Raw genomic sequence first — 18,627 nt, 5'->3', positions numbered from 1 at the left:
CTACTCCAGCCGTGCGCCCTGCGAGGCGCCGTGGCCGGTATCCCGGTCGTACTGCTTCTCGCGTTCCACGTGCTCCTGCAACAGGCGGCGGCCCAGCGCGTCGGCGTTGCGTTCCAGCGTGACGCAATCGGCCGCCGCAGGCAGCCGGGCAATGCCCTGGTCGATGGCCTGGGCCGCATCCCGCCCGAACTGCGCATGCCCCTGCTCATGCTGCGCCAAGGCGCGCAGGTAGCGGTCAAAGGTGGCCTGCTGCTGCGGCGAGGCGTTGTGCAGTTCCGGCAACTGCACTTCGGTGGAAAGGCGTGTGGTGACCTCCGTGATCGCGCAGCGGCCCGAGGCCTCGCGCCACCAGCGGTAGTTCCAGCGCACATTCCAGCGCGTGTAGCCATGGAAGCGGCGGCCATTCACCACGATGGGCGTGGCCGCCTGCAGCGCCTGGCGCAATGTCTGCCCGGGCTGCAACTGCACAGGGTAGGGCCGCTGCATATGCTCCTGCACCACGGCGGCGCCGGCGGGATGTTGCTGCAGCACGGCCAGCGTGAGAACGGCCAGCCAGCGCAAGATCTCAATCTCCCCAGGGCAGCATCAGCGTGAGCAGCGAGAGCTGGTCGAACTCGGGCGCGAAGGCATCGATGATGAGCTGCGGCTCGGGGCACAGCGTGGTGTCGGTGATCACGCCGAACTGCACGCCGCCGCCGTAGCTCAGGATGGAGACCCCCAGGCCGATGTCCCCCGACTGCGGCACCCAGAACATGCACTGCGTGACGCGCGCGCCGCACAGCGTGAGCTGCTCCTTGGGGCCGGGCACATTGGTCATCACCGCCGTGGTCTTGCGGCCGAAGAGGTTGAGCAGCGCGTCCTGTGCGGGCTTGATCATCAGGCCTGCCACGGCCAGCATCGCGAACGCGAGGATGGGCTGGGTGCTGCCCTTCAATGCATTCATGCGCCGGCGCACCTCGTACACGCGCTCCACCGGGTTGGCCACGCCGATGGGCAGCACCAGCGGCACCAGGCCGAAGCGGTTGCCCAGCTTCCAGGCCTCCTCCATGGGGCGCAGGTTGACCGGGATCATGGCGCGGATCTCCTGGCCCGCAGGGTCGTCGCCCTGGCTGCGTAGGTAGCCCCCGATGGCACCGGCCACGCAGGACATCAAGACATCGTTGATCGAGCAGTTCAGCGCCTTGCCGATGGCCTTGACCTCTTCGAGCGGGATCGGCGGGCACCAGGCCACACGCTTGGCCCGGCCGGGCTGTCCCTTCAGGCGGGTGGGCGAATCGTCGGGCATCAGCGCCAGAGCGGCCGCGTCGCTCACCAGCTGGTAGGCCACGCGCGCCATGTCCATGGTGCCAGCCAGGCCGTGCTGCATGGCCTTCTCGGGGTCGCCCAGCACCTTGAACGAGCGCGCCGCGCCATCGCCCGCCAGGTCCAGTGCCTTCACCGTGAGGCCGGCCAGCGGCTTGATCAGCGCGTCGGCGATCCAGTCCTCGGCCGTGGCGGCGGCCTCGCGCTTCTTGCGGCTGCGCTTGGGCGGCTCGGACCCCCCGTCCACGATGGACATGGTGACCGAGATCAGGGCGATGCCGTCGGCGATGCAGTGGTGGATGCGCACGATCAGTGCGCTGCCCTGCTGGCCGTCGTCGCCTGTGAAGTTCTCGACCAGGTGCATCTGCCACAGCGGGCGGCGCGGGTCCAGCGGCTGCATGGCCAGCTCACCCACGCGGTCTTGCAGGGCGCGCTGCATGCTCTGGCCCGGTTCCTGGGGTAGGGTCTCGCGCAGCACGTGGGCGGCAATATCGAACTGGCGGTCTTCGACCCAGGTGGCGCCGGCCGCGTCTTCGACCACGCGCTGGCGAAAACGCGGGTACTGCAGCAGGCGCTGCTGCACGCGCTCGCACAGCGCCTCCCAGGCGATGCCGGGGGCCAGCGTCCACACGCCATTGATCATCATCAGGTTGCTGCCCGAGTCCATGCGCAGCCAGGCCGTGTCGACCTTGCTCATGCGCTCGCCCGACAGGCCGAGCATTCCGGTGGCGGCGCGGCGCACATTCTTTTGCACCGCGCCGGCGGCCTTGCGCGCAGCGGGTGGCAAGGCCTGGGCGGCGGCCGCAGTGGTGGCCCGCGCCTTGCGGGCGACCTGGGAGGCGGTGTTCAGCGGGCTGGCCAGGCCTTCGGAGCGGGTGGCGTTGGGAGCAGCAATGCGGGTCACCATCGGATGTACACCTGTTGTGGTTGTTTTGGGGGCTTGCCTCTATGGATTGCGCGACTTTCGCTCGCGCACTGACCGTAAGATACAACGCCGCAAACAATTGCCGACACCGTTCTTTCCCTCCCCCATCTTTCGACCCCCAAGGAGCAACCCATGGCCGACCTGAATGCCGCCTTCGAAGCCGCCAAAGCCAATTCCGAGAACCTGAGCGAGCGCCCCAACAACGCCACGCTGCTCAAGATCTACGCGCTGTACAAGCAGGCCACCGTTGGCGACAACACCGAAAAGAAGCCCAGCTTCTCCGACATGGTGGGCCGCGCCAAGTGGGATGCGTGGAACGCGCTCAAGGGCACCGAGGCCGATGCCGCCAAGCAGCAGTACATCGACCTGATCACCGAGCTGAGCTGATCCGGGCCATGCCCCGCGACTGACCGAGCGGCCTGCGGGCCGCTTTTTCATGGGCGTTGCGGCACGGGCTGGACGGGTGGGGGCATCAATGTTTCAATAGACAGAACCTCATTCTCTTGGGCGCACCTTTCACGCGCCTTGGCCCCCATGCCCCGCAAAGCCGTTTCCGAATCCGTTGCCGATGCCGATGCCGCCCCGGGCGGCGCGGCTGCCGTGGACCGCGCCCTGAGCTTGATGGCCGCCTTCCGCCAGGGCGACGGGCCGCTGGCCTTGACCGAGCTGGCCACGCGCACCCGGCTGTACAAGAGCACGGCACTGCGCCTCTTGGCCTCGCTCGAGCATGCGCGCTGGGTGCAGCGCCTGGACGACGGCCGCTATGCCATCGGGCCCGAGGTGGGGCGGCTGCATGCGCTGTATGCGGCCTCGTTCTCGCTCGACCGGGTGGTGCTGCCCGTGCTGCGCGAGCTGGTGGCCGCCACGGGCGAGAGCGCGGCCTACCACGTGCGCCAGGGCGATGCGCGGCTGTGCCAGTTCCGCGTGGACTCGCCGCACCCCATCCGCGACCATATCCGCGCAGGCGACCTGCTGCCGCTGGACCGGGGCACGGGCGGGCGCGTGCTGGTGGCCTTCGACGCGGCACTGTCCAACTCGCTCGGCCGGCATGACCGCGCGCTGTACGCGCGCATCCGCGCCGACGGCTACCTGGCCAGCGTGGGCGACCGGCTCAGCGAGGTGGCCGGCATCTCGGCGCCGGTGTTTGCCGCCGATGGCACGGTGGCTGCTGCCGTCACGCTGACCATGCCGGCCCACCGCTACGACGAGCGCTACGTGAAAAGCGTGCTCGAAGCCGCACGCAGCCTGGGCGGCCAGATCGGCTGAGCACTGCCTGCCAACCGCTAGCGGTAGGTCGTGAGGTGAATATTGGTCTCGGTGCCTCGGATGCCCGAAATCAGTCGGATGCGCTCGAGCACCTGCGCCAGCTCGGCCATGCTGCCCGCCTCCAGCTCGGCCAGCAGGTCCCAGCGGCCATTGGTGTCGTGCAGGGCGGCCACGCCGGGCTCGCCCAGCAGGCTGGCCACCACCTGGCGCGACTGGTTGCCTTCGACCAGCACGCCCATCCAGGCACGGATGCGGTCGGGCTCGGCCTCGGGCCGCAGCTTGACGGTGTAGCCCACGATCACCTGGCTGTCTTCGAGCTTGCGGATGCGGTTGGTCACCGTGCCGCGGGAGACACCGAGCTTGTGCGCCAGGTCGGCGACGTTCATGCGCGCATTACCACGCAGCAGTGCAATCAGGGAGCGGTCGAGTTCATCCATGGTGGTGGTGCAGAAAGTGAGCAATGGCTGCCATTTTGGCAATCAACCGCGCATTTCGGTACATTTTTGCCGATTCACATTGCCTCGCGCCCGCTGGACACTGGATGCCACCGAACCGGAGACACCCCATGCGACACGACGCCACCCCCCACCACACCAGCGTATCCACCCTCTACCTGAGCGCCCCCGAAGCGGTGGAGCTGATCCGGCGCAAGGGCCTCGCGGCCTGCCTTGCTGGCATTGCCGCCAACATCACCGAGGACTTCTTGCGCTGGGAGAGCTTCGACAAGTCGGCCCGGGTGGCCAGCTACTCGCCCGATGGCGCGATCGAGCTCATGCCGATTGCCGACGACGCGACCTACACCTTCAAGTACGTCAACGGCCACCCCAAGAACACGCGCCTGGGCCTGTCCACCGTGATGGCCTTCGGCGTGCTGGCCGACGTGGCCACGGGCACGCCGCAACTGCTCAGCGAGCTGACCCTGACCACCGCCTTGCGCACCGCCGCCATGTCGGCCGTGGCGGCCAAGGCCCTGGCGCGGCCCGGCAGCCGGGTGATGGCGCTGATCGGCAACGGCGCGCAGAGCGAATTCCAGGCCCTGGCCTTCCAGCATCTGGTGGGCATCACCGAAGTGCGGCTGTACGACACCGACCCTGCCGCCACCGCCAAGCTGCAGGCCAACCTGCAGCCATCGGGCCTGGTGGTCACCGTCTGCGGCAGCACGGCCGAGGCCGTGCGCGGCGCCGACATCGTGACCACGGTGACGGCCGACAAGACCCGCGCCACCATCCTCACCGCCGACATGGTGGCGCCCGGCATGCACATCAACGCCGTGGGGGGCGACTGCCCCGGCAAGACCGAGCTGCAGGCCGAGGTGCTCACGCGCGGCCGCGTGTTCGTCGAGTACCCGCCCCAGACCCGCATCGAAGGCGAGATCCAGCAGATGCCGGCCGACTTTGCCGTGACCGAGCTGTGGCAGGTGCTGGCCGGCCGCGAGGCCGGCCGCGCGAGCGATGCCGAAGTGACGATTTTCGATTCGGTGGGTTTTGCACTGGAGGACTTCTCGGCCCTGCGCTTCATGCGCGATGCGGCGCTGGAACTGGGCGTGGGCGAACGCATCCAGTTGATCCCGGATCTGGCCAACCCCAAGGACCTGTTCGGTGCCTTGCGCCAGGCCGGAGCAGGTGAGGCTGTTGTGCAGAGCGCGACGCACCGGCTTCAGGCCGTTGCCTGAAGCGACGAAAGCCTCACCAGCCCAGCGGCACCGGAGCGGATCCAGTGACCGGCAGGCTGCTCGGTGGGGTCACAGGCGAGGCTCTGTCCTGCCCCGGGGCTGTAGCTCAGTCGCGCCAGACCACGCTGCTGGCCGGATCCGCCCGCGTGGTGCGGAACTGGTTGGCCGGGTGCGCCGGGTCGGCCAGGCCGAAAGAGATGCCGCAGACGATGGTGCGGTCCTCGCCGATGCCCAGCACCTCGCGCAGCACACCGGGGTACGAGGCCAGCGCCGCCTGCGGCACCGAAGCCACGCCCAGGCTGTGCGCGGCCAGCAAAAAGTTGGCGACGTAGGCGCCGCAGTCCACCGCGCCATACACACCCAACGCCTCGTCGCTGCTCACAATGGCCACGTGCGGCGCACCGAACATGCTGAAATTTTCGGCCGCCTGGCGCGCCGATGCGGCCCGGTCACCCTTGGCAATACCCAGCGCTTCGTACAGGCCGTAGCCGCATTCGCGCCGGCGCTCCTGGTACACGCCGCGGTACTCACGCGGCCAGGGCAGGTCGGGCTCCGGCGGTGTGCTGGCAATGCGCTCCTGGAAGGCGCTGCGCAGGCGCTCCAGGGTTTCGCCGCTGGCGATGTGCACCTGCCAGGGCTGGGCGTTGCACCACGATGCCGTGCGCTGCGCCGTGGCCAGGATGCTCTCAGTGGTGGCGCGGGGCAGCGGCTCAGGCAGAAAGGCGCGGCAGCTGTAGCGCGTGTGCAGCAGGTCGCTGAACGTGTCGAACGCGGGCGCGGCCATGGAGGGCTCAGGCCTTTTTGGCTTTGGCCGGTGCCTTGGCTGCGGCCGCCTTGGCGGGTTTCGCGTCGTCGGCGGCCTTCTTTTTCGGCGCGGCCTTTTTGGCGGCGGGCGGGGGGGCGTTCAGCAGGGCATCGAGCTGCTCGCCGATCTCTGCTTCGATGCGGTCCTTGAACGCGCCGAACAGAAAGCCCAGTTGCGCCTTCATCTCGAACTGGTTGGCATCCACCAGCAGGGTGCCCTTGACCCCGGAGCGGCTGAAGTGCAGCGTGTCCTCGGTCTCGCCCTCTTCGTAGGTGCATTCCATGTCGAACTTCTCCTCGGCCTTCTCGGCCCAGGAAAAAGCGACTTTGCGGGCCTGCTTGAAGCCCAGTTGGTGTTCGCGGTGGATATGGATGTCAGGCACCGGGGGTCTCCTGGTTGGGTAGCAATTGGCGCAGCGCCTCGTGGCGCTGTGCCTGGGGTTGTTCACTCAGTACACGCACCGCATCATAGAACCGGTGCCAGTCGCGCCCCTCGCGCTCGAAGATCGCCTCGAAGGCGGGCACGAACTCGTTGTAAGCCGCCTGGGCAGCAAAGCTGGCATTGTTGGCGCTGGCCACCCAGCGGTCGTAGCCGGCGGTCTGGGCCGGCGTGGCCTGCCAGCGCTCGCGCAGGGCCGCATAGTCGGCGCGAAAGGACTGCATGGCTGCGGCCTTCTGCGCCTCCCTGTCCGGCATGCCTTCCTGGGCGTAGATCCTGGCCAGGCGTTCGCGCGTGGCCTGGGTCAGCGCGCGGAACTCGCGCCGGCGCGCCTCGCTGGCCACGAAGGCGGTGCTGGCCTGGGGCGTGGCCTGCTGGGCCAGCCAGCGTGCGCTGCCCAGCCGCTCCACGGCGGTGGCAAAGGATTCATTGAACAGCGTGTCGCCCTTGGCGTAGACCACCTGGTGCGCCAGCTCATGGAACAGCAGGCGCACGAATTCGCCTTCGGGCCAGCCGATGAAGGTGCTCAGCAGCGGATCGCCCCCAGCCCAGTTCATGTAGCCCAGGGTGGAATAGGCGGGCACGCCATAGACCTCGATCTCCAGGCCTTCCTGCGCCAGCCGGCCGGCCTCGGCCTTCGCGTCCGCCTCGTCGAAATAGCCCCGGTAGCCGATGCAGCCCGTCACCGGGAAGCACCAGGTGTGCAGCGTCAGCGAATAGGGCGGCGCGGCGACCACGTTCCACACGGCGGCCGCGCGCTTCAAGTCCGCATAGCGGCGGTAGCTCGGGTTGTCGGGCAGGCCCAGTTCGGTCACCGCGAAGGCGCGGGCGCGTTGGGCCAGTTGCAGGCGCTCGCGCAGTGGCAGCGGGATGTCGGTGCGCGCGATCCAGTCCTCCAGCGGCTCGGCCGAGCGCATCAGCTGCACATGGCCGCGCACCGATTGCCAGTAGTAGCCCAGGGCATTGCCATTGCTGGCGCAGCCGGCCAGGGCCAGGCTGGCAATGAAGGCAGACAGTGCGGCGCCAAGGCGGAGCGGGACGGAACGTGAAGCGAATGGCTGTGGCATATCCGGTGTTCAGTTTAGGGCCTGTCAGCAGCATGTCGGATGGAATTCCTAGAATCCTGCCCATGACCGAAGCCACCGCCACCCCCGAGATTCCCGACGGCCTGTTCGCCGACGACGCAGGCTGCCCGCGCTGCACCTGGTGCCAGGCCACGCCGCTGTACCGCCACTACCATGACAGCGAATGGGGTTTTCCGGTGGCGGACGACCGGCGCCTGTTCGAGAAGCTGTGCCTGGAGGGCTTCCAGTCGGGCCTGAGCTGGCTCACCATCCTGAACAAGCGCGAGGGATTTCGGGCGGCGTTCGCGCAGTTCGATGCCGAGCAGGTCGCAGAGTTCACCGACGCCGACGTGGAGCGCCTGGTGCAGGACGCAGCCATCGTGCGCCACCGGGGCAAGATCGTCTCGACCATCAACAACGCCAAGCGTGTGTTGGAGCTCAGGCAGGAATTCGGCTCGCTTGCGCGCTACGCCTGGCAGTACGAGCCCGCCGCTGGCGAGCGGCCCGAGCGCATCACGCGCGAGGTGGCGCGCACCTTCATCACCTCGCCAGGCTCCACCGCGATGTCCAAGGACCTCAAGAAGCGCGGCTGGAGCTTTGTCGGCCCAACCACCGTGTATGCCTTCATGCAGGCCATGGGCCTGGTCAACGACCACCTCGAAGGCTGCCATGCGCGCGAGAAGGCGCTCAAGGCGCGGGCGGATTTCACCCCGCCGGGGCGTTGACCAGGCCTGGCCAGCCGGGCAGCCTTTCCAGGGCCTGAAGCAATTGCCGGCCTGCTGCATCCAGGCTGGTGTCGTTGCGCACCTCGATGCCGGCCGTTCCTGGCGGCGCCAGGAAGCGCAGCGCGCGCTGCACGCGCTGCTCCACTTCGTCGGCGTTTTCCCGGCCCCGTGATTGCAGGCGGTGGCGCAGCACCTCGGGGCTGGCGGTGATGTGCACTGCCACCAGGGCTGGGTAGCGCGCCAGGGCTTCGGGCAAGTAGGCGCGTGAACCATTGACCAGCAGCCAGCGGCCCTGGGCCAGCGTCGCCAGCTCGGCATGGCGCACGCCATAGGCCAGGCCGTTGGCCTCCCAGTGCAGGGCAAACGCACCGGCGGCGCGCAGCGCGGCGTGGGCGTCGGGCGTGGTGCTTTCATGCGCTTCGCCACCGGGGCTGGCCGGGCGGCTGATGGTGCGCCGCGCCCACTGCACGGGCAGGCCGGCGGGCAGGTGCTGGCGCAGCCAGTCAAGCAGGCTGTCCTTGCCGGCGCCCGAGGGGCCCATGAAGTACAGCAATTTCGCTGTGGTGCTCATGTGCCCAGCTCCAGGTGGTCCAGCAGCACGAAGTCGGCTCCCGGCGTGGGTTCGGCGAACAGGGCCAGGCTGCCAAAGCGCAGCGGCGGCAGGTCGGCAAAGAACTGGTCGGCTGCGTCCTGCACCAGCTCCACGGTCTCGTCATCCGCAGCCGCGAGCGAGCCGGTCAGCGACATGTGGAAGCGGAACTCCTCCAGCACGAAGGGGTAGCCCCACTGCTGCAGCAGTGCATCCTGCCGGGGTGTGAGCCCGGCGGCGCGGCGGCGCGCCAGGTCCCCTTCTGACAGCGCTGCCGCCAGCGGCTGCAGTTGCGTCACACAGGCAGCGGCTGCGGCCTGGATCTCGGCGTTGGCCGGGTGCGCGGCCGCGGGCACCAGTGCGAGGAAATCGCCGATGCGCTCGACCTGCATGGGCGGCATGCTGAACGGCCGCAGCCCCTGGGCCAGCGTCTGCACGGTATGGTGCAGCGTGAGCCAGTCCACGCCCGGCGCCAGCGCAAACGGGGCCTTGAGCGTGGCATGCCAGCCGTAGCGGCGCGGGGCGGCGGTCAGCCGCTCCAGTTCTTCCCGGGCCACGCCGTGGATGTCCAGTGGCTGCATGGGCTGCAGCAGCGCGGCGCAGCGGCCCAGCCAGTGGCTGCCAGCGAGCCAGGCCAGGGTGCCGGGGTTGGGCGCGAAGTACACCGCATAGCGGTGGTGGGCGGCGGTGGGGGAGGGGGTGTTACTCGTCGTCATGGGTGATGGTGAGTTTGACGCGGTCGCCCGCAAACCAGGCGCGGGCCCATTCGATGGGCGTGCCGGCCAGGTCGACGTTCAGGCTTTCGACCAGCAGCACCGGGCGCGTGGCGGGCTGGCGCAGCTCGGCGGCCACGGCAGCATCGGGCAGCTCGGCGGTGATGCGGCTTTCGCGCCGGGTGTAGTCGGCCACGCCGTGCGCGGTGAAGCCGGCGGTGATGGAGCCGGTCTCGCGCACCATGGCGGCCAGGCCCTCGAAGCGGGGCAGGGGAAAGTAGCGCTCGCTCACGTGCAGCGGCTGGCCCTCGGCCTGGCCAATCACGCGCAATTGCAGCAGCGGGCTGCGGGCCGGCACCTGCAGGGCCTTGGCCAGCGCGGCCGTGGCGCGCACCGTCTGCTCCTGCAGCACCACCAGGCTGCCGCGCAGGCCGGCCTGGGCCAGGCCCTGCTGGTGGCGCACGCGCTTGCCCAGTGCCAGGTCCACCGCGAAGTCCTCCACATAGGTGCCGCTGCCCTGCGTGATGCGCACCAGCCCCTGGCTGCACAGGCTGGCCAGCGAGCGGCGGATTGTGTGCCGGTTCACGCCGAACTGTTCGGCCAAGGCATGTTCCGAGGGCAGGCGCTGGCCCGGGGGGTAGATGCCGCTGCCGATGGCCTCGGCCAGTTCGGCGGCAATGCGGGTCCAGAAGCTGTCGCGTGCCGGGCGTGCGGTAGGGGCGGGGTTGGCAAGAACTTGTGTGCTGGTGGTGGCTGTCATGAAACCTACATGCGCGCTGTCTAAGCTGGCGCCAGTTGTTCAATTTGTCTATACAACTTAAAGAGTACCACCTCCATGTTTCAAGCCTTTGACAACCCGGGCCCGGGCCGCCCGCTCTCGCGGGCGCACTGGATGGCGCTGCTGGCCCGTGCGCCCATCGACCTTCTGGCGCCCGCGCTGCACGACCACACCGCACTGCCCGCCCGCTGGCTGCGTGCCCCCGAAACCGGGCTGATGATGGTGCAGGGCCGCGCTGGCGGCACCGGCGAGCGCTTCAACCTGGGCGAGGTCACGGTCACCCGCTGCGCACTGCGCGTGGACGTGGATGGAGCCGATGGCGCCGAGCCCACCGTGGGTGTCGCCTACGTGCTCGGCCGCTCGCACCGCCAGGTGCAACTGGCCGCCCTGGCCGATGCGCTGCTGCAGGACCCCGCGCGCCAGGCCGCGCTGGACGCCAGCCTGCTCGACCCCATCCGCCGCCACCTGGCCCAGGTGCAGTCCGAACGCCAGGCCCGCACGGCCAGCACGCGGGTGGACTTCTTCACGGTGGCCCGCGAAAGCGGCAGCAACGACGGCAGCGACGAGGACCAGGAATGAGCGCGAACCCTACCACCTCCCTGTCCGCCCTGGGTGCGGGCTTCTCCAGCGAGGCCCTGGGCAGCCAGGCCGTGTTCCGCGCCGTGCTCCAGGCACTGTCGCAGCCGGGCGCCCCGGTCGCCATCGTGCACGACGCTGAAGTGCCCGCCACCGGGCACGCGGCCTCGGCCGCTGTGCTGCTGGCCCTGCTCGACAGCGAATGCACGCTGTGGCTTTCGCCCCGGCTGGCGGCCAGCCAGGCCGGCGTGTGGCTGCGCTTTCATACCGGCTGCGTGCTGGTCGATGCACCCGAACAGGCGCGCTTTGCCTGGGTGGCCGCAGGCGATGCCATGCCCGCCCTGGCCGGCCTGCAGTGCGGCAGCGACGAATACCCCGACCAGTCCGCCACCTGCGTAATCGACGTGGCGGTGCTGGCCCCGGCCCTGCACGGCGCGGGCGCCTGGCGCCTCACGGGCCCGGGTATCCGCGACGCGCAGCACCTGCACGTGGCCGGCCTGCCCGGTGACTTCGCTGCGCAGTGGGCCGACAACCACGGCGCCTTCCCGCGCGGGGTGGACGTGGTGCTGGCCACGGCCAGCCACATCGCCGGCCTGCCACGCACGACCTGTATCGAACCATCCACCGTGGAGGCCTGAAGCGCATGTACGTTGCCGTCAAGGGCGGGGAAACCGCCATCCTCAACAGCTACCGCCTGCTGGCCGAGCAGCGCCGGGGCGATACTGCCGAGCCCGAACTCTCGGTGGCGCAGATCCGCGCGCAGCTCAAGCTCGCCGTGGACCGGGTGATGACCGAAGGCTCGGTGTACGACCCCGAGCTCGCGGCGCTGGCCATCAAGCAGGCCTCGGGCGACCTGGTCGAAGCCATCTTTTTGCTGCGTGCCTACCGTGCCACGCTGCCGCGCCTGGGCACCACCCGGCCGCTGGACACCGCGCGCATGGTGCTCACCCGGCGCATCTCCGCCACCTTCAAGGACCTGCCCGGCGGCCAGGTGCTCGGCCCCACCTACGACTACACCCAGCGCCTGCTTGACTTCACGCTGCTGGCCCGGGGCGATGCAGTGGCCGCTGCCGCAGCTCCCGCGCCCTTGGTCGATGCACCCGCCACCACGCCGCGCGTGGTGGACCTGCTCAACCAGGAAGGGCTGATCGAGACCCGCCCCATCCCCGAGGGCGACCCGGCCCCCGCCGACCTCACGCGCGAGCCGCTGCGCTTTCCGGCCAACCGCGCCACGCGGCTGCAGAACCTGGCGCGTGGCGATGAGGGCTTTCTGCTGGCCATGGCGTATTCAACGCAGCGCGGCTATGCGCACTCGCACCCCTTCGTGGGCGAGTTGCGCCTGGGCACGGTGGCGATGGAGATCGTCCCTGAAGAGCTGGGCTTTGCCATCTCCATCGGCGATATGGAAATCACCGAATGCGAGATGGTCAACCAGTTCGCGGGCAGCAAGCACCAGCCGCCGCAGTTCACGCGCGGCTATGGCCTGGCCTTCGGCCACAGCGAGCGCAAGGCCATGGCCATGAGCCTGGTGGACCGCGCCCTGCGCGCCGACGAGCTGGGCGAGCCGGTGGAGTCGCCCGCGCAGATGCAGGAGTTCGTGCTCTCGCACAGCGACAGCCTGGAAGCCTCGGGCTTCGTGCAGCACCTGAAGCTGCCGCACTACGTGGACTTCCAGTCCGAGCTGGAGCTGGTGCGCCGCATGCGCGCCACTGCGGCGGCCAACCCCTCCGAAGAAACCACCCTGGGAGACGACGCATGAACGCGCCCCACGAGCCCGCGCTGATGGGCCTGCCCGCCGATGCCGCGCCCACCGACGGGCACTTCAACTTCGCCTACCTGGACGAGCGCACCAAGCGCATGATCCGCCGGGCCATCCTCAAGGCCGTGGCCATCCCCGGCTACCAGGTGCCCTTCGGCTCGCGCGAGATGCCGCTGCCCTATGGCTGGGGCACGGGCGGCATCCAGGTCACGGCCGCCATCATCGGGCCGGACGATTGCCTCAAGGTCATCGACCAGGGCTCGGACGACACGGTCAACGCGGTCAACATCCGCCGCTTCTTCGAGCGCACCACGGGCGTGGCCACCACCACGCGCACCACCGAGGCGACGCTGATCCAGACGCGCCACCGCATCCCCGAGACCCCGCTGGCCGAAGGCCAGGTGCTCGTCTACCAGGTGCCGGTGCCCGAGCCCATGCAGCGCCTGGAGCCGCGCGAGACCGAGACGCGCACCCTGCACGGCCTGGCCGAGTACGGGCTGATGCACGTCAAGCTCTATGAGGACATCGCGCGCTACGGCCACATCGCCACCACGTACGACTACCCGGTGCTGGTCAACGGCCGCTACGTGATGGCGCCGTCGCCGATCCCCAAGTTCGACAACCCCAAGATGCACATGAACCCGGCGTTGCAGCTCTTTGGCGCAGGCCGCGAAAAGCGCATCTACGCCGTGCCGCCCTACACGCCGGTGGAAAGCCTGGGCTTCGAGGACCACCCCTTCGAGGTGCAGCGCTGGGACTGCGCCTGCGCCCTGTGCGGCGCCACCGACAGTTTCCTCGACGAGGTCATCACCGACGACCAGGGCACGCGCATGCACGTCTGTTCCGACTCGGACTACTGCCAGGAGCGCCAGGCTGCCGCAGCGGCAACGGTGTCCGAAGGGGCGCCCGCATGAGCACAGTGACCCTGCGCGAGGCCACCGAGGCCGACCTGGACGAAGTGCTGGCCCTGTACCAGGGCATCGAGGACAGCCCCGAGCAGGTGCTCAGTCTGGCGGACGCCAAGACCATGCTTGCCCAGTTCCGCGCCTACCCGAGCTACCGTCTCTGGGTGGCCTGCGAAGGCGCCGAACCCGATGCCGACGTGGTCGGCACCTACGCGCTGCTGGTCATGCACAACCTGGCCCACCGGGGCGCCCCCTCGGCCGTGGTCGAGGACGTGGTGGTCGCCGCCGACCGCAAGGGCCAGGGCATCGGCCGCCAGATGATGGCCCACGCCGTGCAGCAGGCGCGCGAGGCCGGTTGCTACAAGCTGGCCCTGTCGTCCCACCGCAAGCGCGCCGATGCGCATGCCTTCTATGAATCCCTGGGCTTTGCGCAGCACGGCCTCAGTTTCTCGATCGAGCCTTGACATGGACGCCACCCTTTCATCCCCCACCCCCCTGCTCAGCGTGCGCGGCATCAGCAAGCGCTACGGCCAGCGCGTGGCGCTGCAGGACGCCTCGTTTGACCTGTGGCCCGGCGAAGTGCTGGCCGTGGTCGGCGAGTCCGGCTCGGGCAAGTCCACCCTGCTCAACGCCGTGGCCGCACGCAGCCGGCCCGATGCGGGCAGTGTGCAGTTCCAGGGCCGCGATGGCAGCCTGCAGGACGTGCTCGGCATGAGCGAGGCGCAGCAGCGCCTCTTGGCCCGCACCGACTGGGGCTTCGTACACCAGAACGCGGCCGACGGCCTGCGCATGGACGTGTCCGCCGGTGCCAATGTGGGCGAACGCCTCATGGGCCTGGGCGAGCGCCACTATGGCCGCCTGCGCGCCACCGCCACCGAGTGGCTGCAGCGCGTGGAGATCGATGCCAGCCGCATCGACGACGCGCCGCGCGCTTTTTCCGGCGGCATGCGCCAGCGCCTGCAGATCGCGCGCAACCTGGTCACCCAGCCGCGCCTGGTGTTCATGGACGAACCCACCTCGGGCCTGGACGTCTCGGTGCAGGCGCGCCTCCTGGACCTGCTGCGCCAGCTCACGCGGCAGATGCAGCTGGCGGCCATCGTCGTCACCCATGACCTGGCTGTGGCCCGCCTGCTGGCGCACCGCATGGTGGTGATGCAGCGCGGCCGCGTGGTCGAGTCGGGCCTGACCGACCAGGTGCTCGACGACCCGCAGCACCCCTATACCCAGCTCCTCGTTTCCTCGGTACTGCAACCATGATGATGAACACCAACCTCCCCATCCTGGAGCTCAAGGGCGTGGCCAAGCGCTTCACCCTGCACCACCAGAACGGCATCGAGCTGCCCGTGCTCGGCAACGTGGACCTGACCGTCGGCGCGGGCGAATGCGTGGTGCTCGACGGCCCCTCGGGCATGGGCAAAAGCACGCTGCTGAAAATGATCTACGCCAACTACCGCGCCAACGCGGGCAGCATCACCGTGCAGCCCGCCAGCGGCCCGGCGGTGGACGTGACCCAGGCCAGCCCGCGCGCACTGGTGCAACTGCGCCGCGACACCGTGGGCTACGTGAGCCAGTTCCTGCGCGTGATCCCCCGCGTGAGCGCGCTCGACGTGGTGGCCGAACCCCTGGCCGAAGATGCGGGCGACGACGCCCACGCACTGGAAGCCGCGCGCGAGACCGCGCGCCAGTGGCTTACCCGCCTGAACATTCCCGAGCGCCTGTGGCACCTGCCGCCCGCCACCTTCTCGGGCGGCGAGCAGCAGCGCATCAACATCGCGCGCAACATGATCAAGCCCAAGCCCCTGCTGCTGCTCGACGAGCCCACGGCGTCGCTCGATGCGGCCAACACCGACACGGTGATCGCCCTGGTCCGGGAGGCAGTGGAGCGCGGCGCCGCGCTGGTCGGCATCTTCCACGACGCGCACGTGGGTGCCGCCGTCGCCACGCGCCGCGTGAACGTGGGTGACTTCCGCGGGGTGGCAGCATGAGCGCTGGCGTGGTCTTTCACAACGCCCGCATGGTGCTGCCCGGCGAGGTGGTGCAGGGCTCGCTCTCGGTGCAGGGCGGGCGCATCGACTCCCTGGCCTCGGGCGGCACCGCCGCGCTGCAGGGCATCGACCTCGGGGGCGACTACCTGCTGCCCGGTCTGGTGGAGGTGCACACCGACAACTTCGAGCGCCACCTGATGCCGCGCCCCAAGGTGCAGTGGGCCGAGATGCCGGCCCTGCTGGCACACGACGCCGAGATCGCAGCAGCGGGCATCACCACCGTGCTCGACGCGCTGGGCGTGGGCGAGGCCGACGTGGACAGCCTGCGCGGCAGCGCCTGGAACCGCGTGCTCGACACCATCGACACCTGCACCGAGCGCAACCTGCTGCGCGCCGACCACCACCTGCACGTGCGCTGCGAGCTGCCCGCGCCCAACACCATCGACCTGTTCGGCCCCTTCCACGGCCACCCGCGGCTGTCGCTGATCTCGCTGATGGACCACACCCCGGGCCAGCGCCAGTGGGAGAACATCGAGCAGGCGCGCACCTACTACACCGGCAAGAAGGGCTGGAGCAGCGAGAAGTTCGAGCGCCAGGTGCAGCATGCCACCACCCTGCAGGCCCAGTACGCCGAGCCGCACCGTGCCTACTTCGTGGACTACTGCCGCACCCACGGCATCGCTCTGGCCAGCCACGACGACACCACGGTGGCGCACGTCGAGCAGGCCCATGCCGAAGGCGCGGGCATGTCCGAGTTCCCGACCACGCTGGCGGCGGCAAAGGCCGCGCGCGAGCGCGGCCTGCTCACCGTGATGGGTGGGCCCAACGTGGTGCGCGGCGGCTCGCACTCGGGCAACGTGGCGGCGGCCGACCTGGCGCGCCAGGGCCTGCTGGACATCCTCTCGTCCGACTATGTGCCCGGCAGCCTGCTGAGCGCCGTGATGCGCCTGGTGCACGACGGCATCCTCACGCTGCCCGAGGCCGTGGCCACCGTCACGCGCAACCCGGCACGCGCGTCGGGCATGCAGGACCGGGGCGATCTCACGCCCGGCCTGCGCGCCGACCTGGTCCAGGTGCACATGGCCGAGCTGCCCGATGGCTCACAGCAGGCCGTGGTGCGCGGTGTCTGGCGCGAAGGGCAGCGCGTGCTCTGAACGTAGCTTGACATGCAAATTTCCCGCAACTGTCAAAGCACTGTCACAGCCGCCTTCCACACTGCATTTGTATAGACGACTTGGAATCCGCCATGCCCATCGCCCTGCGTATCGAACAACTGAACAAGCACTTCGCCAACGGCAAGCACGCGCTGCGCGACATCGACCTCACGGTGCATGCCGGCGAGATGGTGGCGCTCATCGGCGCCTCGGGCTCGGGCAAGTCCACGCTGCTGCGCCATGTGGCCGGCCTGGTGGTGGCCGATGGCGACAGCCACTCGCTGATCGAGGTTGACGGCCGCTGCGTGCAGCAGGGCGGGCGCATCCACCGCGACATCCGCAAGGTGCGCTCGCAGGTGGGCTTCGTGTTCCAGCAATTCAACCTGGTCGACCGCCTGCCCGTGATGATGAACGTGCTGGTGGGCATGCTGCACCGCACGCCGAAATGGCGCGGCTGGCTGCGCGTGTTCCGCCCGCACGAGCGCGCCCTGGCGCTGGAGGCCCTGGCCCGCGTGGGCATTGCCGACTGCCACGCGCAGCGTGCTTCCACCCTCTCGGGCGGGCAGCAGCAGCGCGCCGCCATTGCGCGCACCCTGGTGCAGGGCGCCAAGGTGGTGCTGGCCGACGAGCCCATCGCCTCGCTCGACCCCGAATCCTCGCGCAAGGTCATGGACATCCTGGCGCGCATCAACCGCGAGGACGGCAGCACCGTCGTCGTCTCGCTGCACCAGGTGGACGTGGCCATCAAATACTGCCCCCGCGTGGTCGCGCTGCACCAGGGCCGCGTGGTCTACGACGGCCCCTCGGCCGCCCTCACACCGGCGCTGCTGCGCGAGCTCTATGGCGTGCAGGCCGATGAGATCCTGGGCGCCAGCCTGCCGCTGGCCGTGGTGCCTGCACCGGCGCAGCAGCCGGCTTCCGGCTGGGCAGCCCAGCCGCTGGCCCAGGCCGCCTGAACTTCTCTGTCTTTTGCTTCCCTCTTCCCTACCGTTGTCACCTCTCTGGAGCCATCCATGATCAAGAAACTGTGCGCAGCCCTGGCCCTCGCCCTGGGCATGACCACGGGCGCCCTCGCCCAGGACATCAACTTCGGCATGATCTCGACCGAAGCCTCGCAAAACCTCAAGGCCGACTGGCAGCCCCTGCTGGACGACATGGCCAAGCAGACGGGCCTGAAGATCAATGCCTTCTTCGCCTCCGACTATGCCGGCCTCATCGAAGCCATGCGCTTCAACAAGATGCAGGTCGCATGGCTGGGCAACAAGTCGGCCATGGAGGCGGTGGACCGCGCCAATGGCGAAGTGTTTGCGCAGATGGTCAATGCCGATGGCACCCAGGGCTACTACTCGCACCTGATCGTGCACAAGGACAGGACAGCCCCCTGGCCACGCTGGACGACGTGCTCAAGAACGGCAAGTCGCTGAGTTTTGGCAACGGTGATCCCAACTCCACCTCGGGTTTCCTGGTGCCCGGCTACTACGCCTTTGCACAGAACAAGATCGACGCCAAGACCCATTTCAAGATTGCGCGCAGCGCCAACCACGAGACCAATGCCCTGGCCGTGGCCAACAAGCAGGTCGACGTGGCCACCAACAACAGCGAAAACCTCGAGAAGATCAAGGAACGCCAGCCCGAGAAGTTCAAGGACATCAAGATCGTCTGGACCTCGCCGCTGATCGCGCTTGATCCGCTGGTGATGCGCAAGGACCTGCCCGAAGCCACCAAGGCCAAGATCAAGGACTTCTTCTACAACTACGCCAAGACCGATGCGCGCGAGAAAGAGATCGTCATGAAGATCTCCAAGCTCTCGGGTTTCAAGCCGTCGACCAATGCGCAGCTCATGCCCATCCGCCAGCTCGACCTGTTTGGCAAGCGCAACAAGATCGAGGCCGACGCCACCCTGGCCGATGGCGACAAGAAGACCCGCCTGGCCGAGATCGACCAGCAACTGGCCTCCCTGAAGTAAGCAAA

The 18,627-nt window shown here is 69.0% G+C and carries 22 protein-coding genes and 1 pseudogene; 14 read left to right on the top strand and 9 right to left on the bottom strand.

What is annotated here, in order from left to right; all coding sequences use genetic code 11:
* Both ASE28_RS10400 and ASE28_RS10395 read right to left on the bottom strand, forming a co-directional pair.
* Nucleotides 1-561, bottom strand: a complete 561-nt coding sequence (locus ASE28_RS10400; RefSeq protein WP_057266512.1) for a DUF922 domain-containing Zn-dependent protease — start codon at nt 559-561, stop codon at nt 1-3.
* A gap of 4 nt (nt 562-565) precedes the next feature.
* A complete protein-coding gene (locus ASE28_RS10395; protein ID WP_057266511.1) occupies nt 566-2,209 on the bottom strand; it encodes a wax ester/triacylglycerol synthase family O-acyltransferase in 1,644 nt (547 codons plus the stop codon).
* Between the two features lie 150 nt (nt 2,210-2,359).
* Between ASE28_RS10395 and ASE28_RS10390 the strand changes: the two genes are divergently transcribed.
* Nucleotides 2,360-2,614: an acyl-CoA-binding protein gene (locus ASE28_RS10390; RefSeq protein WP_007860945.1), complete on the top strand. Its 255-nt coding sequence runs from the start codon at nt 2,360-2,362 to the stop codon at nt 2,612-2,614.
* Between the two features lie 147 nt (nt 2,615-2,761).
* Nucleotides 2,762-3,493 carry an IclR family transcriptional regulator gene (locus ASE28_RS10385; protein ID WP_057199848.1) on the top strand — a complete coding sequence of 244 codons (732 nt, stop codon included), beginning with the start codon at nt 2,762-2,764 and terminating at the stop codon, nt 3,491-3,493.
* Between the two features lie 17 nt (nt 3,494-3,510).
* On the opposite strand, the gene ASE28_RS10380 is transcribed toward ASE28_RS10385, so the two are convergent.
* Complete coding sequence (locus tag ASE28_RS10380) at nt 3,511-3,930, bottom strand: Lrp/AsnC family transcriptional regulator (protein ID WP_057200222.1); 420 nt, start codon at nt 3,928-3,930, stop codon at nt 3,511-3,513.
* Nucleotides 3,931-4,058: 128 nt separating this feature from the next.
* Between ASE28_RS10380 and ASE28_RS10375 the strand changes: the two genes are divergently transcribed.
* Nucleotides 4,059-5,165, top strand: coding sequence for an ornithine cyclodeaminase (locus ASE28_RS10375; protein ID WP_057199849.1), 1,107 nt, complete (start codon nt 4,059-4,061; stop codon nt 5,163-5,165).
* Nucleotides 5,166-5,271: 106 nt separating this feature from the next.
* Here the strand turns inward: ASE28_RS10375 and ASE28_RS10370 are convergent, their stop codons facing one another.
* Genes ASE28_RS10370 through ASE28_RS10360 form a run of 3 tightly spaced genes read right to left on the bottom strand, consistent with a single transcriptional unit; the run spans nt 5,272 to nt 7,475 of the window.
* Nucleotides 5,272-5,949, bottom strand: a complete 678-nt coding sequence (locus ASE28_RS10370) for a nitroreductase (protein ID WP_057266510.1) — start codon at nt 5,947-5,949, stop codon at nt 5,272-5,274.
* Nucleotides 5,950-5,956: 7 nt separating this feature from the next.
* The gene (locus tag ASE28_RS10365) at nt 5,957-6,352 is read right to left on the bottom strand and encodes a polyhydroxyalkanoic acid system family protein (RefSeq protein ID WP_057199851.1); all 396 of its coding nucleotides are present in this window, start codon (nt 6,350-6,352) and stop codon (nt 5,957-5,959) included.
* Entirely contained in the window at nt 6,345-7,475 is a 1,131-nt protein-coding gene (locus tag ASE28_RS10360) for an aminopeptidase (protein WP_057266509.1), read from the bottom strand. The genes ASE28_RS10365 and ASE28_RS10360 overlap by 8 nt, the downstream gene beginning before the upstream one ends.
* A gap of 62 nt (nt 7,476-7,537) precedes the next feature.
* Here ASE28_RS10360 and ASE28_RS10355 point away from each other — a divergent pair, with 62 nt between their 5' ends.
* Nucleotides 7,538-8,197, top strand: coding sequence for a DNA-3-methyladenine glycosylase I (locus tag ASE28_RS10355; RefSeq protein ID WP_057266508.1), 660 nt, complete (start codon nt 7,538-7,540; stop codon nt 8,195-8,197).
* On the opposite strand, the gene phnN is transcribed toward ASE28_RS10355, so the two are convergent.
* Genes phnN through phnF form a run of 3 tightly spaced genes read right to left on the bottom strand, consistent with a single transcriptional unit; the run spans nt 8,178 to nt 10,259 of the window.
* On the bottom strand, nt 8,178-8,768 hold the full coding sequence (phnN, locus tag ASE28_RS10350) for a phosphonate metabolism protein/1,5-bisphosphokinase (PRPP-forming) PhnN (protein ID WP_057266507.1): 591 nt from the start codon (nt 8,766-8,768) through the stop codon (nt 8,178-8,180). The two genes, ASE28_RS10355 and phnN, sit on opposite strands and share 20 nt — an antisense overlap.
* Entirely contained in the window at nt 8,765-9,502 is a 738-nt protein-coding gene (locus ASE28_RS10345) for a DUF1045 domain-containing protein (RefSeq protein ID WP_057266506.1), read from the bottom strand. Before ASE28_RS10345 ends, phnN begins: the two co-directional genes overlap by 4 nt.
* On the bottom strand, nt 9,489-10,259 hold the full coding sequence (gene phnF, locus ASE28_RS10340) for a phosphonate metabolism transcriptional regulator PhnF (protein ID WP_057266505.1): 771 nt from the start codon (nt 10,257-10,259) through the stop codon (nt 9,489-9,491). The genes ASE28_RS10345 and phnF overlap by 14 nt, the downstream gene beginning before the upstream one ends.
* 75 nt (nt 10,260-10,334) lie before the next feature.
* Between phnF and phnG the strand changes: the two genes are divergently transcribed.
* The 10 genes and pseudogenes from phnG to phnD all read left to right on the top strand — a co-directional run bounded on the left by phnG (nt 10,335) and on the right by phnD (nt 18,622).
* Nucleotides 10,335-10,856, top strand: a complete 522-nt coding sequence (phnG, locus tag ASE28_RS10335; RefSeq protein WP_057266504.1) for a phosphonate C-P lyase system protein PhnG — start codon at nt 10,335-10,337, stop codon at nt 10,854-10,856.
* Nucleotides 10,853-11,491, top strand: a complete 639-nt coding sequence (gene phnH / locus ASE28_RS10330; RefSeq protein WP_057266503.1) for a phosphonate C-P lyase system protein PhnH — start codon at nt 10,853-10,855, stop codon at nt 11,489-11,491. The genes phnG and phnH overlap by 4 nt, the downstream gene beginning before the upstream one ends.
* A gap of 5 nt (nt 11,492-11,496) precedes the next feature.
* Nucleotides 11,497-12,612, top strand: coding sequence for a carbon-phosphorus lyase complex subunit PhnI (locus tag ASE28_RS10325; RefSeq protein ID WP_057266502.1), 1,116 nt, complete (start codon nt 11,497-11,499; stop codon nt 12,610-12,612).
* Nucleotides 12,609-13,526 (top strand): alpha-D-ribose 1-methylphosphonate 5-phosphate C-P-lyase PhnJ, encoded by a 918-nt coding sequence (locus ASE28_RS10320; protein ID WP_057199860.1) that lies wholly within the window; start codon nt 12,609-12,611, stop codon nt 13,524-13,526. Before ASE28_RS10325 ends, ASE28_RS10320 begins: the two co-directional genes overlap by 4 nt.
* Complete coding sequence (locus tag ASE28_RS10315) at nt 13,523-13,981, top strand: GNAT family N-acetyltransferase (protein ID WP_057199861.1); 459 nt, start codon at nt 13,523-13,525, stop codon at nt 13,979-13,981. The genes ASE28_RS10320 and ASE28_RS10315 overlap by 4 nt, the downstream gene beginning before the upstream one ends.
* A gap of 1 nt (nt 13,982) precedes the next feature.
* A complete protein-coding gene (gene phnK, locus ASE28_RS10310) occupies nt 13,983-14,774 on the top strand; it encodes a phosphonate C-P lyase system protein PhnK (RefSeq protein WP_057199862.1) in 792 nt (263 codons plus the stop codon).
* Nucleotides 14,771-15,502 carry a phosphonate C-P lyase system protein PhnL gene (gene phnL / locus ASE28_RS10305; protein ID WP_057199863.1) on the top strand — a complete coding sequence of 244 codons (732 nt, stop codon included), beginning with the start codon at nt 14,771-14,773 and terminating at the stop codon, nt 15,500-15,502. The genes phnK and phnL overlap by 4 nt, the downstream gene beginning before the upstream one ends.
* Nucleotides 15,499-16,656: an alpha-D-ribose 1-methylphosphonate 5-triphosphate diphosphatase gene (locus ASE28_RS10300; RefSeq protein WP_057266501.1), complete on the top strand. Its 1,158-nt coding sequence runs from the start codon at nt 15,499-15,501 to the stop codon at nt 16,654-16,656. The genes phnL and ASE28_RS10300 overlap by 4 nt, the downstream gene beginning before the upstream one ends.
* Before the next feature lie 92 nt (nt 16,657-16,748).
* Nucleotides 16,749-17,612 carry a phosphonate ABC transporter ATP-binding protein gene (gene phnC, locus ASE28_RS10295; RefSeq protein WP_057200223.1) on the top strand — a complete coding sequence of 288 codons (864 nt, stop codon included), beginning with the start codon at nt 16,749-16,751 and terminating at the stop codon, nt 17,610-17,612.
* 57 nt (nt 17,613-17,669) lie between these two features.
* Nucleotides 17,670-18,622: pseudogene (gene phnD, locus ASE28_RS10290) on the top strand (phosphonate ABC transporter substrate-binding protein).
* The last annotated feature ends 5 nt before the right edge of the window (nt 18,623-18,627 follow it).

The sequence above is a fragment of the Acidovorax sp. Root219 genome (genome assembly GCF_001428665.1).
GTDB lineage: Bacteria > Pseudomonadota > Gammaproteobacteria > Burkholderiales > Burkholderiaceae_C > Acidovorax.
Note: the sequence above shows the minus strand (reverse complement) of the source record. Positions and strands in the feature narration are given on the sequence as shown.

Coding starts and splice junctions, on each gene's coding strand:
- ASE28_RS10395 (WP_057266511.1), bottom strand. CDS start 2,209: ATGGTGACCCGCATTGCTGCTCCCAACGCCACCCGCTCCGAAGGCCTG.
- ASE28_RS10390 (WP_007860945.1), top strand. CDS start 2,360: ATGGCCGACCTGAATGCCGCCTTCGAAGCCGCCAAAGCCAATTCCGAG.
- ASE28_RS10385 (WP_057199848.1), top strand. CDS start 2,762: ATGCCCCGCAAAGCCGTTTCCGAATCCGTTGCCGATGCCGATGCCGCC.
- ASE28_RS10380 (WP_057200222.1), bottom strand. CDS start 3,930: ATGGATGAACTCGACCGCTCCCTGATTGCACTGCTGCGTGGTAATGCG.
- ASE28_RS10375 (WP_057199849.1), top strand. CDS start 4,059: ATGCGACACGACGCCACCCCCCACCACACCAGCGTATCCACCCTCTAC.
- ASE28_RS10370 (WP_057266510.1), bottom strand. CDS start 5,949: ATGGCCGCGCCCGCGTTCGACACGTTCAGCGACCTGCTGCACACGCGC.
- ASE28_RS10360 (WP_057266509.1), bottom strand. CDS start 7,475: ATGCCACAGCCATTCGCTTCACGTTCCGTCCCGCTCCGCCTTGGCGCC.
- ASE28_RS10355 (WP_057266508.1), top strand. CDS start 7,538: ATGACCGAAGCCACCGCCACCCCCGAGATTCCCGACGGCCTGTTCGCC.
- phnN (WP_057266507.1), bottom strand. CDS start 8,768: ATGAGCACCACAGCGAAATTGCTGTACTTCATGGGCCCCTCGGGCGCC.
- ASE28_RS10345 (WP_057266506.1), bottom strand. CDS start 9,502: ATGACGACGAGTAACACCCCCTCCCCCACCGCCGCCCACCACCGCTAT.
- phnF (WP_057266505.1), bottom strand. CDS start 10,259: ATGACAGCCACCACCAGCACACAAGTTCTTGCCAACCCCGCCCCTACC.
- phnG (WP_057266504.1), top strand. CDS start 10,335: ATGTTTCAAGCCTTTGACAACCCGGGCCCGGGCCGCCCGCTCTCGCGG.
- phnH (WP_057266503.1), top strand. CDS start 10,853: ATGAGCGCGAACCCTACCACCTCCCTGTCCGCCCTGGGTGCGGGCTTC.
- ASE28_RS10325 (WP_057266502.1), top strand. CDS start 11,497: ATGTACGTTGCCGTCAAGGGCGGGGAAACCGCCATCCTCAACAGCTAC.
- ASE28_RS10320 (WP_057199860.1), top strand. CDS start 12,609: ATGAACGCGCCCCACGAGCCCGCGCTGATGGGCCTGCCCGCCGATGCC.
- ASE28_RS10315 (WP_057199861.1), top strand. CDS start 13,523: ATGAGCACAGTGACCCTGCGCGAGGCCACCGAGGCCGACCTGGACGAA.
- phnK (WP_057199862.1), top strand. CDS start 13,983: ATGGACGCCACCCTTTCATCCCCCACCCCCCTGCTCAGCGTGCGCGGC.
- phnL (WP_057199863.1), top strand. CDS start 14,771: ATGATGATGAACACCAACCTCCCCATCCTGGAGCTCAAGGGCGTGGCC.
- ASE28_RS10300 (WP_057266501.1), top strand. CDS start 15,499: ATGAGCGCTGGCGTGGTCTTTCACAACGCCCGCATGGTGCTGCCCGGC.
- phnC (WP_057200223.1), top strand. CDS start 16,749: ATGCCCATCGCCCTGCGTATCGAACAACTGAACAAGCACTTCGCCAAC.